At 71.1% G+C, this 15,418-nt stretch carries 13 protein-coding genes; 6 read left to right on the top strand and 7 right to left on the bottom strand.

The features are described from left to right. Nucleotides 1-33: 33 nt before the first annotated feature. The 4 genes from QNO21_RS13440 to QNO21_RS13425 form a co-directional block, all read right to left on the bottom strand. Entirely contained in the window at nt 34-1,035 is a 1,002-nt protein-coding gene (locus QNO21_RS13440; RefSeq protein ID WP_257518325.1) for a LacI family DNA-binding transcriptional regulator, read from the bottom strand. An 87-nt stretch (nt 1,036-1,122) separates the two neighbouring features. After that, the gene (locus QNO21_RS13435) at nt 1,123-1,929 is read right to left on the bottom strand and encodes an alpha/beta hydrolase (RefSeq protein ID WP_257518324.1); all 807 of its coding nucleotides are present in this window, start codon (nt 1,927-1,929) and stop codon (nt 1,123-1,125) included. Further along, nucleotides 1,926-3,092, bottom strand: coding sequence for an L-rhamnose isomerase (gene rhaI / locus QNO21_RS13430; protein ID WP_257518323.1), 1,167 nt, complete (start codon nt 3,090-3,092; stop codon nt 1,926-1,928). Before rhaI ends, QNO21_RS13435 begins: the two co-directional genes overlap by 4 nt. Continuing rightward, on the bottom strand, nt 3,089-3,466 hold the full coding sequence (locus tag QNO21_RS13425; RefSeq protein WP_257513639.1) for an L-rhamnose mutarotase: 378 nt from the start codon (nt 3,464-3,466) through the stop codon (nt 3,089-3,091). The genes rhaI and QNO21_RS13425 overlap by 4 nt, the downstream gene beginning before the upstream one ends. Before the next feature lie 110 nt (nt 3,467-3,576). Between QNO21_RS13425 and QNO21_RS13420 the strand changes: the two genes are divergently transcribed. The 4 genes from QNO21_RS13420 (at nt 3,577) to QNO21_RS13405 (ending at nt 7,878) form a co-directional block, all read left to right on the top strand. Further along, the gene (locus QNO21_RS13420; protein WP_257518322.1) at nt 3,577-4,587 is read left to right on the top strand and encodes a LacI family DNA-binding transcriptional regulator; all 1,011 of its coding nucleotides are present in this window, start codon (nt 3,577-3,579) and stop codon (nt 4,585-4,587) included. A 41-nt stretch (nt 4,588-4,628) separates the two neighbouring features. Beyond that, a complete protein-coding gene (locus QNO21_RS13415) occupies nt 4,629-5,591 on the top strand; it encodes an aldo/keto reductase (RefSeq protein WP_257518321.1) in 963 nt (320 codons plus the stop codon). A gap of 20 nt (nt 5,592-5,611) precedes the next feature. Further along, the gene (locus QNO21_RS13410) at nt 5,612-6,517 is read left to right on the top strand and encodes an LLM class flavin-dependent oxidoreductase (protein ID WP_257518320.1); all 906 of its coding nucleotides are present in this window, start codon (nt 5,612-5,614) and stop codon (nt 6,515-6,517) included. A gap of 110 nt (nt 6,518-6,627) precedes the next feature. Next, nucleotides 6,628-7,878: an FAD-binding protein gene (locus tag QNO21_RS13405; protein ID WP_257518319.1), complete on the top strand. Its 1,251-nt coding sequence runs from the start codon at nt 6,628-6,630 to the stop codon at nt 7,876-7,878. Between the two features lie 48 nt (nt 7,879-7,926). Here the strand turns inward: QNO21_RS13405 and QNO21_RS13400 are convergent, their stop codons facing one another. Next, a complete protein-coding gene (locus QNO21_RS13400) occupies nt 7,927-9,294 on the bottom strand; it encodes an MFS transporter (protein ID WP_257515782.1) in 1,368 nt (455 codons plus the stop codon). Continuing rightward, entirely contained in the window at nt 9,291-9,743 is a 453-nt protein-coding gene (locus QNO21_RS13395) for a MarR family winged helix-turn-helix transcriptional regulator (protein WP_257518318.1), read from the bottom strand. The genes QNO21_RS13400 and QNO21_RS13395 overlap by 4 nt, the downstream gene beginning before the upstream one ends. Before the next feature lie 139 nt (nt 9,744-9,882). Here QNO21_RS13395 and QNO21_RS13390 point away from each other — a divergent pair, with 139 nt between their 5' ends. Continuing rightward, complete coding sequence (locus tag QNO21_RS13390; RefSeq protein ID WP_306813165.1) at nt 9,883-12,810, top strand: rhamnogalacturonan lyase family protein; 2,928 nt, start codon at nt 9,883-9,885, stop codon at nt 12,808-12,810. A 52-nt stretch (nt 12,811-12,862) separates the two neighbouring features. Then, entirely contained in the window at nt 12,863-13,732 is an 870-nt protein-coding gene (locus QNO21_RS13385) for an alpha/beta fold hydrolase (protein WP_257518317.1), read from the top strand. A gap of 106 nt (nt 13,733-13,838) precedes the next feature. Here QNO21_RS13385 and QNO21_RS13380 read toward each other — a convergent pair whose 3' ends face one another. Beyond that, nucleotides 13,839-15,353 carry a DEAD/DEAH box helicase gene (locus QNO21_RS13380; RefSeq protein WP_257518316.1) on the bottom strand — a complete coding sequence of 505 codons (1,515 nt, stop codon included), beginning with the start codon at nt 15,351-15,353 and terminating at the stop codon, nt 13,839-13,841. Nucleotides 15,354-15,418: the final 65 nt, after the last annotated feature.

The raw sequence follows: 15,418 nt of genomic DNA, 5'->3' as shown, positions 1-15,418 counted from the left end.
GCGCGCGCGAGCGGCATCCGCCCCCCTTTCGTGTCAGGTCGAGTCGCGCACGACCAGTTCGGGCTCGAGGACGACATGATTCGTCCGAGGGCTTCGCTGCGGGCTGTCGATGAGGTGCATGATCATCTCGACGGCCGTCCGGCCCAGCTGTGCACGCGGTTGCGCCACGGTGGTGAGCGGTACGGCGCCCACCTCGGACCAAACGACGTTGTCGTAGCCGACGATCGCGAGGTCCTCCGGCACGCGAAGGCCCCCGTGCGTCACCGCCTGGAGCAGGCCGAGTGCGAGGACGTCGTTCGCGCACAAGATGGCGGTCGGTCGCTTGTCCGGCTTCCGCGCGAGCAGGGCCCTGCCGGCCGCGCGCCCCTCCTCGACAGTCCACGACTCGGTGGCGACGAGTTCGAGTGTGATGTCCCCCGCAGTGCGATCGATCATCTCGCGCGCGCCGTCGTAGCGCATCCGTACCTTCTGTGAGTGATGCGGGTGGCCCAGGTAGGCGATGCGCTGGTGACCGCGGTCGATCAGGTGCTGGGCGCCCGCGCGTCCACCGTGTCGGTCATCGACGACGACGGACCAGCAGTCGCGATCGTCGCCTACACGGTCGACGAAGACCATGGGTACGCCGCGGTCTCGGAGCATCTCCAGTCGCGAACTGTTCTCGTCGACGGGGGAGATGATGATCCCCTGCACACGCTGCTGCACCAGGAGATCCAGGTTCTGCGACTCCCGCACCGCATCGTATGCGCTGTTGCACACGACGACGCCGAGTCCCAACTCATGGCTGAGTTGCTCTGCGCCGAGCGCCACATCGACGAAGAACGGGTTGTCGAGGTTCGCCACCGCGATCCCGATTGTGCGCGTGCGTCCGGCACGGAATTGCCGGGAACTCTGGTCGGGGACGAACTGGAGTTCTTCGATCGCTCGGAGAACTCGGTCGCGGGTCTCCTGCCGTACATACGATGGGCGATTGAGCACGTTGCTCACCGTCCCTGCGGACACCCCTGCCAGCCGTGCTACATCCCGGATCGTCGCCACGCTGAGCTGCCCCCACCCGTCTGGTTCATTGAACGATCGTATCCCGGTGTCGGCCGGCCTGTTCGATCGACCTCGCGGCGCTCCCGACTACCCGCGGGGGAGGGCGGCGAGAGCCTCGGCGATGCGGTCGATGGATGCCGTGAACGCAGGCTGATCCGGGCGGTTCAGATGCCCGTGCTGGGTACCCGGTTCGATGATCGCTTGCACCGGACGTCCGGCTGCCTCGAGGGTCGCGGCGAAGACCTCTGCGCCCACGCGGAGCTCGTCCACATCGCCGTTGATCAGAAGCGTGCGCGGGTAGGCGGCGAGATCGGCGGCAGTGGCTCGCGCCGGGACTGCAGCCAGCGGCGCATCCTGGACAGGTGCTCCCAAGAAGTTCTCGTACATCGTGCGGACGACGGCCGGCCCGAAACGGTCGGCGTCGGGCTGTGCATCCAGTGCTGCCCGCAGGGCGGCCCCGGGTGGTGGCTGCACGGCGAGCAGCGTCGGGTAGGCCAGCACGACGAGAGCTGGGAGCGTGGACGTGGCGCCCTCCATCAGTCGCAGCACAGCGCCGGCGGCGAGGTTGCCGCCGGCGCTGGCGCCGCCGATCGCCAGGCGACCCCGGTCGATGGCGAGTCGGGCGGCTGAGTCGAGCGCCCACGACCACGCGGCGAGAACGTCATCGGAGGGCGCCGGGTAGCGGCATCCCTCGCGTACCAGCCGGTAGTCGACGGACATGACCGTCGTACCCCTTGTCGCGAGGGCTGTAGCCACATCCTGGGCCTCCGGCATGTCGAGGTCGCCGGCGTGGAACCCACCGCCGTGCGCCCAGACGAGGCCCGAGCCGTCGGGCTCGGTCGCCGGATAGACCCGCAGGAGCCCGCCGGCGGCGGGGAACGGATCCGTCGTCACGCGCCCCAGCCGGCCTGGGTGCCGCCGACCCGCTCGGCCTCGATCTTCTGCTGGTAGCCCGAGGCTGCGTAGGCGGCCATCGGGTCGGCGGGAAGCCCGCGCGACTCGCGCCACTGGGCCAGCGCCGGGCGCACGTCGGTGTAGAAGGCATCCATGAAGACGGCCTGGGCGCCGAGCACGTCGTTCGCTGACTGCGCCGCCGCCAGGGCATCGCGGTCGACGAGCAGGGCGCGGGCCGTCATCTCCTGCACGTTCAGCACGGAGCGGATCTGACCGGGGATCTTCGCCTCGATGTTGTGGCACTGGTCGAGCATGAACGCCACGTCGGGGTTGTTGAGCCCGCCCCCGCGGATGACCTCGAAGAGGATGCGGAACAGCTGGAACGGGTCGGCGGCGCCCACGATCAGGTCGTCGTCGGCGTAGAAGCGCGAGTTGAAGTCGAACGAGCCGAGCTTTCCGAGGCGCAGCAGCTGCATGACGATGAACTCGATGTTCGTGCCCGGGGCGTGGTGGCCGGTGTCGAGGCACACCATCGCGCGCTCGCCGAGCGCGGCGACCTGGGCATAGGACGTTCCCCAGTCCGGAACATCGGTGTGGTAGAACGACGGCTCGAAGAACTTGTACTCCAGCACCAGGCGCTGTTCGCCGGACAGGCGGGCGTAGATCTGCTGCAGCGAATCCTGCAGGCGGTCCTGCCGGGCGCGCATGTCGGTCTGGCCGGGGTAGTTCGACCCTTCGGCGAGCCAGATCTTGAGGTCACGGGAGCCGGTGGCATCCATGACGTCGATGCACTCGATGTGGTGGTCGATGGCCTTGCGGCGGATCGCCTCGTTCTCGTGCGTGAGGGCGCCGAACTTGTAGTCCTCGTCCTGGAAGGTGTTGGAGTTGATCGTGCCGAGCTTCACGCCCAGGTCCTCGGCGTGGCGGCGCAGCACGCCGTAGTCCTCGACCTTGTCCCACGGGATGTGGAGGGCGACCGAGGGGGCGAGCCCGGTGAGGCGGTTGACCTCGGCGGCGTCGGCGATCTTCTCGAAGGGATCGCGCGGGGTGCCTTCGGTGGTCCAGACGCGGAAGCGCGTGCCGGAGTTTCCGAACGCCCAGCTGGGCAGCTCGATACCCTGGCCCTCGAGCTCGGTGAGGATGGCGGGGGACAACGTCGTCATGATGCGTCGCTTTCGTGAAGGGCGGCGGATGCCAGCTGGTCGTGCAGATTGAAGATCTCGGTTAGGGGGGTCGCGGCCTGGTCGGGACGGCCCTCGAGCCCCACGAAGAAGGGGGCCATCTCGGCCTCCCAGCGGGAGGCGACCTCCGAGGCGGCGAGGTAGGCCTGCGCAGCCTGGTCGTCGTCGGTCTCGTAGTAGCCGGTGAGGCGGCCGCCCTCGCCGAGGAACAGCGAGTAGTTGCGCCGGCCGGATGCCGCGATCTCGGCGAGCATCTCTGGCCAGACGGGAGAGTGTCGCCGCAGGTACTCGTCGAGCATCTCGGGCTTCACCTGCAGCTGGAAGCAGACGCGCTGCGGCTGTGACGGGCTCGTCATCGAGGGTCTCCTGGATCGCCGGGGATGTGAATCGTTTCAAAATTAGTGGACGAAGCCGGGTGACGCAACCGTCCGGTCTAGGATCGCCGGGAGAGCAGGAGGGGGCGCCGATGGTCGTCAGCATCCGCGACGTCGCGGCGGCAGCCGCCGTCTCGGTCGGCACGGTGTCCAACGTGCTCAATCGTCCCGCCAAGGTCGCGCCGGCCACGGTCGAGCGCGTGCAGCGCGCGATCGACGAGCTGGGGTTCGTCCGCAACGACGCCGCCCGCCAGCTGCGCGTCGGCCGCAGCCGCAGCATCGGGCTCGTCGTGCTGGATGCTGCGAACCCCTTCTTCGCCGACGTGGCGCGGGGCGCCGAGGCGCGCGCCGACGAAGCGGGCATGGCGGTGCTGCTGGGCAACGCCGACGAGGACCCGCCGCGCGAAGCGCGCTACCTCGACCTCTTCCTCGAGCAGCGGGTCAACGGCGTGCTCATCACGCCGACGAGCGATGACGTGGGGCGGCTGAGGCGCCTGCGCGATGCCGGCACGCCGGTGATCCTGGTCGACAGGGAGATGACGGGAGAGGGGTTCTCCTCCGTCTCCGTCGATGACGTCGAGGGCGGGCGCCTCGCGGCATCCCACCTGCTGGCGGGGGGACGCCGCCGACTGCTGTTCCTGGGAGGGCCGCGGGCGATCCGACAGGTCGCGGACCGGCTGGAGGGCACGCGGCAGGCCGTGGATGCCGTGGCGGGGGCGACCCTCGAGGTCGTCGAGGCGCCGGCGCTCACCGTGCTGCACGGACGGGCGGCAGGACTGGCCCTGCTCGACCGCCCCGTGAGCCAACGGCCCGATGCCATTTTCGCGGCCAACGACCTGCTCGCCGTCGGCGCGATCCAGGCGCTGTCGATCATGTCGGGGGTGCGCATTCCCGACGACATCGCGCTCATCGGCTACGACGACATCGACTTCGCCGCCTCGACCACCGTTCCGCTCAGCTCCATCCGGCAGCCCGCGTCGCTCATCGGGTACACCGCCGTGGACCTGCTGTTGCAGGAGTTGGCAGACCCGGCGCCGGCCGAGCCGCGCAACGTGCGCTTCCAACCGGAGCTGATCGTCCGCGAATCGACCACGCGCGCCTGAGCGGGCACGCAGGCGCATCCATACAGAAAGGCGACGCAGCCATGACGCACAAGACTCTCGGCTCCACCGGCATCCACGTCGGCGACATCACGCTCGGCACGTCCGCGCTGGGGGAGGGCACCGCTCCCGGCTCGGCGGAGGAGACGGCGGCCGTCGCGGCGGCGGTGGACCTGCTGACGGGCGAGTTCGCACTCGTCGACACCTCGAACAACTACGGCAACGGCCGCTCCGAGGCGGTGCTGGGCCTCGCCCTCGCCCAGGTGGGGCCGTCGCTGGCGACCGCCCGCATCGCGACGAAGGTCGACCGCGACGGGCGCACCGGCGCCTTCGACCGCGACCGGGTGATGCGCTCCTACGAGGAGAGCCTGACACGGCTGGGGGTCGACCGGGTGGAGATCCTGCACCTGCACGACCCGTACAGCATCACGTTCGAGCAGGCCGAGGCACCAGGCGGCGCGCTCGAGGGGATGCGGGAGCTGCGCGAGACGGGCGCGGTCGAGGTCATCGGCATCGCGGCAGGACCCATCCCGCTCATGACCCGGTACGTCGAGACCGGGCTGTTCGACGTGGTGCTCTCGCACAACCGGTTCACCCTCGTCGACCGCAGCGCGGAGGCGCTGTTCACTGAGGCGCGCCGCCGCGGCATGGGCGTGTTCAATGCGGCGCCGTTCGGCGCCGGCATCCTCGCCAAGGGGGCGGCCTCGCGGCCGTCGTACGGCTACAACGACGCGTCGCCGGAGCTCATGGCGTGGATCGCGCGCGCCGAGCAGGTGTGCGCCGATCACGGCGTGCCGCTGGCCGCCGCGGCGTTGCACTTCTCGCTGCGATCGGAGCTCGTGGATTCGACGATCGTCGGCATCGCCAGCTCGCGCCGTCTCGTGCAGCTGCGCGAGCTGCGGGACACCGTGATCCCCGACGCACTGTGGCCGGACCTCGACGCGCTCGGCCCGGCGCCGAGCCCCCTGCCGGAGCGGGACGCCGAGGAATCCCGGCCGCTGCTGTGACCGGCTGCGCGATCGGGGTCATGCTGCCCCGCGACATCGACGCGACGCGGGTGGGGGAGTTCGCCGTGCGCGCGGAGCAGCTCGGGTTCGACGAGCTGTGGGTCGTCGAGGACCTGGGCTTCCGCGGCGGTGTCGCGCAGGCCGCGGTCGTGCTGGCGCTGACGGAGCGGATCCGCGTGGGGATCGGCATCCTTCCCGCCGGTGCTCGCAACGCCGCCTTCGCGGCGATGGAGCTGGCCACGCTCGCGCAGCTCTTCCCCGGTCGGGTCGACGCCGGGATCGGGCACGGGATGCCGGACTGGATGCGGTCCGTCGGCGCCTGGCCGGACCGCCCGCTGCGGGCGCTCGAGGATCACGTGACGACGCTGCGCACATTGCTCGGCGGGGGAGCGCTCGACACCGGGGTGCGACTGGACGCGACGAGCGTGCCGGCCGAGCCGCCGCCGCTGATGCTGGGCGTGCGGGGACCGAAGTCACTCGCGCTCTCGGGGCGCATCGCCGACGGCACCGTGCTCGCCGAGCCCGTGACGCCCGAATACGCGCGGGCGGCGATCGAGCAGATCGCGGCATCCGATCACCGGCTCGTGGCGTACAACGTCGGGGTCGTCGGCGCGGATGCCGGCGCGGCGCTGGCGGCGGCGCGGCCCGCGCTCGCGGCGTTCGGTGAGCCGGATTGGGCGCCGCACATCGCGCCGATGCCGTTCGCCGCGGAGTTCGCGGCGCTGCGGGCGCGGTGCGCCGACGGTGCGGAGTTCGCCCGCGCGATGCCGGACGAGTGGGTGAGGCAGCTGGCGCTCGCGGGCACGGTGCCCGAGGTCCGCGCTCGCATCGATTCGCTGGCCGCCGCCGGCGTGCACAGCTCGGTGTTCATCCCGGTGGGTGACCCCGTCGCCGCCCTCGAGTCCCTAGCGACCGTCCTCGAGTGAGTATTCGCCGCGCCGAGTGAGTACTCGCCTCGAATACTCAGTCGCGACCCCGAATACTCACTCGGCGGGGGTTATGTTGTGGGGGACGCGAAAGAGGCGAGGGGGCGCGGATGGCGCAGAACTGGGCGGGGACCTATGAGTACCGGGCGCCCCGGATCGAGGTCGCGGAGACCATCGACGACGTGCGGCGCCTCGTGTCGGGTGGCGGCCGCGTGCACGCCCTCGGAACGCGGCACTCGTTCACGGACCTCCCCGACACCGACGGCACCCTCATCGACGTCACCCGCATCGACCCCGCGTTCGACCTCGACGTCGATGCGGCCACCGTCACCGTCGGCGCCGGCACGCGCTACGGCGAGCTGGCCCTCTGGCTCGAGGAGCGCGGCTGGGCTCTTCGCAACATGGGATCGCTGCCCCACATCAACGTCGGCGGCGCCATCGCGACCGGCACGCACGGCTCGGGCGACCGCAACGGCGTACTGTCGGGCGCGGTGACGGCCCTGCGGTACGTCGGCGCCGACGGCGACCTGCGCGAGGTGCGCCGCGGCGACCCCGACTTCGCCGCGCTCGTGGTCGGCCTCGGCGCCTACGGCATCACGGTCTCGGTCACCCTCGAGATCCAGCCCACCTTCCGGGTGCGCCAGGACATCTACACCGGCATCAGCTGGGATGCCGCGCTTGCCGACTACGACGAGCTCACCTCAGCCGGCTACAGCGTGTCGGTGTTCTCGCTCTGGGAGTCCGACACCATCGGACACGTCTGGGTCAAGACGCGACTGGATGCCGATGACGACCCGGTCAGCGACACCCTGCTCGACGGCGTGCGCCAGCTCGGCGGGGAATCGCCGCTGGCCGGCATGACCAACGTCACCGAGCTCGCCGGCGTCCCCGGCCCCTGGCTGCTGCGGCTGCCGCACTTCCGCCTCGACGTCGAGCCTTCGTTCGGCGACGAGATCCAGACCGAGTACTTCGTCGACCGGCGGGATGCCGCGGCAGCCCTCACCGCGGTGCGGCCGCTGGCCGATGGCATCCGTCCCCACCTCATCGTCACCGAGCTGCGCACGGCAGCCTCCGACGAGCTGTGGCTGAGCCCGGCCTACCAGCGGGACGTCGCGATCATCCACTTCACGTGGCGCAACCACCCCGACGAGGTGGCGGCGCTGCTCCCCGACATCGAGCAGGCGCTCGCGCCGTTCGACGCCCGCCCGCACTGGGGCAAGGCGCACCGCTTCGACCGTGCGGCCATCGAGCGGGTGCACCCGCGCCTGGCCGATGCCCGAGCGGTGTTCGAGCGCCTCGATCCCGACGGTCGATTCGTCAACGACCACCTCGTGCGCGTCGGCGTGCGCGAGGCCCGCTGACCCCGACGAACCGACGACCCCGAGCCCGCGGGGCTACTGCACGCGGGGCTACTGCACCACGCGCTTGCGGCCTCGCACGCCCGCCCGCACCGCGTCGGCGTCCGGCAGCCGGATCGGCGTCGTCGCGGCGATCTCATCCGAGAAGGCCTCGCGCGGCACGACCGACACCGGCCGGGTCTCGCCGAGCGTGACGCCGAACCGTCGCGACTCCGAGCGCTTCACCCGGCCCGAGACGAGCATCCAGATCGCCCCGATCGCGAAGGCGACGAACGCCGCCGCCGCACCGAGCAGGATCGCCGCTCGCGGCCCGAACTCGTTGGCGACCCATCCCACGATGGGGGCACCGAGCGGGGTGCCTCCCATGAGGATCGCCATGTACAGCGCCAGCACCCGACCGCGAAGCGCCGGGTCGGTGGTGGTCTGCACATAGCCGTTGGCGGTGGTCAGGGTCGTCACGACGGCGAAGCCGGTGAGCATGAGCGTCAGCGCGTACAGCCAGTAGTTCGGCATGAACGCCGAGACGGTGCCGGCGACGGCGAACATCAGCGTGCCGAGGATCACCATGCGGATGCGGGCACGGTCGCGGCGGGCGGCCATCAGCGCGCCGATGAGCGACCCGACGGCGAGAATCGAGCTGAGCAGGCCGTATCCGTCGGCCTCCTGCCCGAATTCCAGCGCCATCGTCGAGGCGAAGATGGGGAAGTTCATGCCGAAGGAGCCGAGCAGGAACACCATCGCGAACGCCACGATGAGGTCGGGGCGCTTGCCGACGTAACGGAAGCCGTCGGCCAGTCGCGATGCACCGGCGTGCTTGATCCGCGGGATCAGCTCGTCGGTGCGGATGAGCATGAGCGCCACGATCATCGCGATGAAGGTGACGGCGTTGACGAAGAACACCCAGCCCGTGCCGACGGCGACGATCACGACGCCCGCCACGGCGGGGCCGATCATGCGTGCGCCGTTGAACGATGCCGCATTCAGCGCCACGGCGTTGGAGGCGTTCTCGCGCGAGACGAGGTCGGAGACGAACGCCTGCCGCGAGGGGTTGTCGAACGCGGAGATCAATCCGAGGAGCACCGCGAAGGCGTACATGAGCGGCAGCGTCATGACCCCGGCCAGCAGCAGCGATCCGATGACGACGCCCACCACGAGCAGCATGCTCTGCGTGATCATGAGCAGCTTGCGCCGGTCGAAGCGGTCGGCCACCCAGCCGGTGACCCCGACGAGCAGCAGCGGCGGGGCGAACTGCAGCGCCATCGTGACGCCCATAGCGCCGGCGTCGTTGTCGGTCAGCTGCGTGAGGACGACCCAGCTGAGCGCGGTCGCCTGCATCCAGGCGCCGATGTTGGACACCAGGGCGCCGATGAACCACACACGGTAGTTGAAGACGGAGAAGGAGCGGAACATCGCACTCATCGCGAAGCCACCTCCCGCATGATCGCCGTGGCACGTGCGAGCACGGCGCGGTCCTCGTCCCCGATCTCGGCGAGGGCGCCCTCGAGCCACGAGTCGCGGCGCCTGGTGGTCTCCTCGACCACGGCGATGCCGGTGTCGGTGAGCGACACGTTGACCTTGCGCCGGTCGTGCTCGTCGGGGGTCCGCGCAATGTAGCCGGACTCCTCGAGGCAGTTCACGGTGCGGTTCATCGATGGCGCCGACACGCGCTCGCGGTCGGCGAGCTCGCCGAGGGTGTGCGGGCCGTGCACGGTGAGAGCCGCGAGCACGGCGAACTGGCCGTCGCTCATCTCGTCGACCGCGCGCTGGGCGCGCAGGCGCCGGGCGAGGCGGAAGGTGGCCATGCGCAGCTCGGATGCCGCTGCGGAGAGGTCTGGGGGCGTTGAGGCGGGGAGGTCTGTCGTAGTCATGCGAATACTTAGCATAGCTCATTAGTTCGGCTAAGTAAATCGGGGTCACTCAACCATTGACCGTGGGGGAGCCGCGCCCATAAGCTCGTGGAGGCGACTGGGGAAAGCGCATTCCGATTCCGATTCGAAGGTGAACCGAATGACAATCCCTGCCCTGCGGCCCGTCCGCACCTCTCCGCGGTGGCGTGCCGCTGCGATCGCGACGGCGACCCTGACCGCCGCCGCCCTGGCCCTCCCGATGTCGGCCGCCTCGGCCGTGCCACCGGATGCCGCGGCATCCGTCCCCACCTCCGGCCCCGGCACCGCCAGCCCTCAGCTCGAGTCGCTCGACCGCGGCGTGGTCGCCGTCGACACTGGATCGGGTGTCTTCATCAGCTGGCGGCTGCTGCAGGGTGAGGCGTACGGCGCGGATGCCACCGGGCTCACGGGCACCGACTTCGCCGTCTACCGCGACGGCGAGAAGATCGCGACGGTCACCGACAGCACCAACCTGCTCGATGCCGCCGGCTCGGCGTCGGCGACCTATCAGGTCGCCCCGGTGCTCGCCGGCCGCGAGGGGGAGCCGAGCGATCCTGTCTCGCCGCTTGCCCAGGGCCACCTCGACATCCCGCTCACGCGCCCGGCCGACGGGGTGACCCCCGCCGGCGAGACGTACACGTACGCCGCCAACGACGTCTCGGTCGGCGACGTCGACGGCGACGGCGCGTACGAGTACGTCGTGAAGTGGGACCCTTCCAACGCCAAGGACGTCTCGCAGGTCGGGTACACCGGCCCGGTGTTCCTGGACACCTACGAGCTCGACGGCACGCTGCTCAGCCGCATCGAGCTCGGCGACAACATCCGCGCCGGCGCCCACTACACGCAGTTCCTCGTCTACGACTTCGACGGCGACGGCCGTGCCGAGACGATGCTCAAGACCGCTCCCGGCACGAAATCGACAGGGTTCGGACCCGACGGCGCCGTGACGAACGAGGCCTTCATCACGATGCCCGCCGAGGACCTCGCCGCGGGCTTCTCGCACGACGACGACTACCGCATGAGCGCCGCCGACTATGAGGAGCACCTCGTGCAGATGTTCCTCGGCTGGTCGGAGCGGCAAGAGGTGGTCTCGGGCCAGTGGCCCGCAACGCTCGAGGAGGCGTTCGGCACCGAGGTCGCGCACGAGTACCCGCTGTCGCGCGAGAGCGCCGAGGAGCTCGTCGACTACTTCATCGACGTCTTCGCCCCAGGGCGCTCGGCCCGCAACGTGCTGCGCGCGTTCGAGGGATTCATCCTCGAGGGACCGGAGTACCTCACCGTCTTCGACGGCGCCACCGGGCAGGAGCTGCAGACCGTGCGCTACGAGCCCGGTCGCGGTGATGACGGACTGCTCTGGGGTGACTATGCGATGAGCCGCATCGAGCCGGGCAACCGCGTGGATCGGTTCCTCTCCGGCGTCGCGTACCTCGACGGCGAGCGGCCGTCGGCCGTGTTCGCCCGCGGCTATTACACGCGCTCGACGGTGGCGACCTATGACTGGGACGGCGAGAGCCTGTCGCAGCGCTGGTTCGTCGACAGCGGGCATGTGCCGCTGACCAACCCGTTCAACGACGGCCCGCACGGGCGCGACGGCACCGACTCCGAATACGGCACGATCACGACGCAGGGCTTCCACAGCCTGAGCGCCGCCGACGTCGACGGTGACGGCCGCCACGAGATCGTCTACGGCTCCGCGACGCTCGACGACGATGGCGGGCTGCTGTACTCGTCGTTCGACGTCATGCCCGCAGGCAGCGGCGCCCCGGGCGAGAACACCCGCCTCGGCCACGGCGACGCCATGCACGTCGCCGACATCGACCCGGCCCGCCCCGGTCTGGAGATCTTCACCGTGCACGAGGGCGGCGCGTGGGCGCCGTACGGTACTGCGCTGCGCGACGCCGCCACCGGCGAGGTGCTCTTCGGTGCGTATTCCGGCCGCGACACCGGCCGCGGCATGATCGGCGACGTGCGCGCCGACGTGCCGGGAATGGAGGTCTGGTCGAGCATGCCGGCGGGAACGGATGCCTCGGGGCTGCTCTCCGCAACGGGCGACGTGCTCGCCCCGACGAACCCCGGGACCAACCAGTCCATCCGCTGGGCAGGCGATCTCACGACCCAGGTCGTCAACGGCGCGGGGGAGGTCACCCCGACGATCGACGACTGGACGCGCGGGACGCTGCTCACGGCATCCGGCACCCTCACCAACAACGGGACGAAGGGGAACCCCTCGCTCGTCGCCGACGTGTTCGGCGACTGGCGCGAGGAGCTGCTCGTGCGCACGGCCGACTCCGCCGCGCTGCGGGTCTACACCTCCACCGAGGTGACGGGTCACAAGCTGTACACGCTCATGCACGACCCGCAGTACCGGGCCGAGATCGCGCGGCAGCAGACGACATACAACCAGCCCGCATACACGAGCTTCCACCTCGCCTCGGGCATGGACTTCTCCGCCGTGCCGCTGCGCGCCGCGCCCCAGCCGGTCGCCGCGCCCGGCCTCGTCGTCGACGGCACCGACGTCACCGTCTCGTGGGAGGGGCCGGCAGAGCCGGGGACCCATGAGGTCACCGGGTACGTCGTGACGCTGACCCCGGAGCAGGGCGAGCCGCTGGTGCAGGAGGTCGCGGGCGACGTGCGCACGGTCACCTTCGCCGCGGTCGCCCCCGGCCGCTGGTCAGCGACGGTGGTGGCCCGAAGCGCCGCCGGAGCGTCCGAACCCTCGGACGCGTCGCCCACCGCGACGGTCACCAAGGGACAGCCGACCAGGCTGCTGACCGACGCCTACGCCCACTGCGTGGGCCGGTCGGTCTACGTGGGTGTGTTCGTGCTCAACGCCGGGCCGCAACGCGCCGACATCACCGTCGCGGTGCAGGGCAGCGAGAAGCACAAGGCCGATGTCCGCCGCGGCGGCATCGTCACCGAGCTCGTGAACACCCGGGAGCGCTCGGTCGCCGCAGGGTCCGCGACGGTCACGGCATCCGCCGTCGTCGACGGAGTCGAGTACCGGTCGACCTACGAGGTGGGCTACCCCGCGGCGGCCTGCCGCCGCTGAGTCGACGGGCGGAGGGGGCAGGCGCCTCCTCCGCCCGCCTAGACTCGTGCGCATGCCCGAGTTCATCGACGCACACGGCATCGCGATCGTGTACGACGTGCATCCTGCCCGCTCCGAGCCGCGCGGAATCGTGCAGGTGCTCCACGGGGTGGGTGAGCACGCCGGCCGGTACGGAGCGCTCATCGAGGCGCTGACGGATGCCGGGTTCATCGTTTACGCGGACGACCACCGCGGGCACGGACGCACCGGCATCCGTCAGCACGGGGGTGACGTCGAGAAGCTCGGCCGCCTCGGGCCCGGCGGGATGCGGGCGGCGAAGGATGCCGTGTGGCAGCTGACCCGCGTCATCCACGACGACGAGGACCCCGGCCTGCCGCTCATCCTCTTCGGGCACTCGTGGGGATCGTTGCTCGCGCAGATGCTCGCGGACGAGCACCCCTTCGCCTACGACGGTCTCGTGCTGTCGGGCTCGGGACTGCGCCGGCCGGACTCGCTCAAGGTCGGCAATTACAACGCGCCGTGGGAGACCGCCGGCGCGCTGGGGACGGAATGGCTGTCCTCGGATGCCGCGGTGGGCCGTGCCTTCGTCGACGACCCGCTTACGACGTCGGTGCCGCTGGCGAAGCTGTTCGGCGTGCGCGAGGGGCTGCGACTCTACGGGCTCCCGCGGCGGACGCCGGGTGTGGACCTGCCGGTGCTGCTGCAGGTGGGCCGCGACGACACCGTCGGCGGCCCGCGCAGTGTGCATCGCCTGGCCGACGCGTACCGCCGGCGCTCGGGCTTCACCGATGTGACGACGCTGGTGTACCCCGAGGCGCGGCACGAGATCTACAACGAGACCGAGCAGGCGCGTGTCCGCGCGGACCTGCTGGCCTGGCTCGACGCCCGGTACCCGCTGCGCCCGGTCGAGCCCGCCCCGTGAGCCCGCCGTCCCGGTGAGACGAATGCCGACGGCCGAGACGGCGGGTGTTCCCCACGGTCTCGGCCGTCAGTATTCGTCTCAGCGCCCCGGGTGCGGGGCGCGCGGGTCAGCCGTGCGCGCGGCGCGAGCCGCGGCCGCGGCCGGTGCCCGAGTTGGCGCGGATGTCCGCGACGGTGCTGCCGGTGGTGGGACGTGCGGGGCGCTGGGTGCGGGTGGATGCCGCGGCGGGCGCGCTCGCGGTGCGCGTGGTGCCCGAGCCCTGACCGTCGCGTCCCCGACCGGCACCGGCGCCGCGGCCGGATCCGCCGGAGCGTCCGCCCGAGCCGGAACCGCCGGAGCGTCCGCCGGCGCCACCGGAACGGCCGGAGCCGCCCGAGCGACCGCCGCCGTTGCCGCCGCTCGAACGCTGCGGTGCGGTGACGACCGCGGAGGGGGTGACGTGCGCGGCGGGCTCGCCGACGAGCACGGACACCTCGGAGCCGCCTGCGGCCACGGGCTCGAGAGCCGCGGAGACCTGGGCCTTGCGCAGCAGATCCTTGACCTCGCCGCGCTGCGCGTCGAGGGCGACCGTCACGACGACGCCCTCGGCGCCGGCGCGGGCGGTGCGGCCCGAACGGTGCAGGTACGCCTTGTGCTCCATGGGCGGGTCGACGTGCACGACCAGCTCGACGTCGTCGACGTGCACGCCGCGGGCGGCGACGTCGGTGGCCACGAGCACGCGCACGCCACCCTGAGCAGTGGCAGCGCCGAACGAGGCGAGGTTGCGGTCGCGAGCACCCTGCGAGAGGTTGCCGTGCAGGTCGACGGCCGGGATGCCGGACGCCGTCAGCTGCTTGGCGAGCTTCTTGGCCTGGTGCTTGGTGCGGGTGAAGAGAATGCGGCGACCCTGGCCCGATGCGAGGTGACGCACGAGCGCGGTCTTCTCGTCGCTGCCGGGAACGACGAACACGCGGTGGGTCATGACGCCCTGCGGGACGCTGGACTCGTCGACCTCGTGACGCACCTCGTTGCGCAGGAACTTGCGCACCAGGGTGTCGACGCCGCGGTCGAGCGTGGCGCTGAAGAGCATCCGCTGGCCACCGGCGGGGGTGGCGGCGAGGATGCGGGTGACGCCGGGGAGGAAGCCCAGGTCGGCCATGTGGTCGGCCTCGTCGAGAACGACGATCTCGACGGCGCCGAGGTCGACGACCTTCTGCTTCATCAGGTCCTCGAGGCGGCCGGGGCACGCCACGACGATGTCGACGCCGCGGGCGAACGCCTGCTCCTGCGCACGCTGGCTGACGCCGCCGAAGACGGTGGTGACGGTCAGCCCCACGGCAGCGGCCAGCGGCGAAATGGTCGCGGCGATCTGCGTCGCGAGCTCGCGGGTGGGGGCGAGCACCAGGCCACGGGGGCGGCCGGGACGACGCGCGGCTGCTCCGGCGCCCGACAGGCGCGCCACCAGCGGCAGCGCGAAGGCGATGGTCTTGCCGCTGCCGGTGCGGCCGCGGCCGAGCACGTCGCGGCCGGCGAGGGAGTCCGGAAGGGTGTCGCGCTGAATGGCGAACGCCTCGGTCTTGCCGTCAGCGGCGAGGACGGCGGCGAGCTTCTCGGGTACGCCGAGGGAAAGGAAAGTAGACATGTGTGCTTTCGGGCAGGCACACGCAGATCATGAAGTGGATCGCGGTGCGGGGGAGGCGACGGCGC

This window comes from Microbacterium sp. zg-Y818 (assembly GCF_030246905.1).
GTDB lineage: Bacteria > Actinomycetota > Actinomycetes > Actinomycetales > Microbacteriaceae > Microbacterium.
This window is presented reverse-complemented; position numbering and strand designations above follow the sequence as displayed.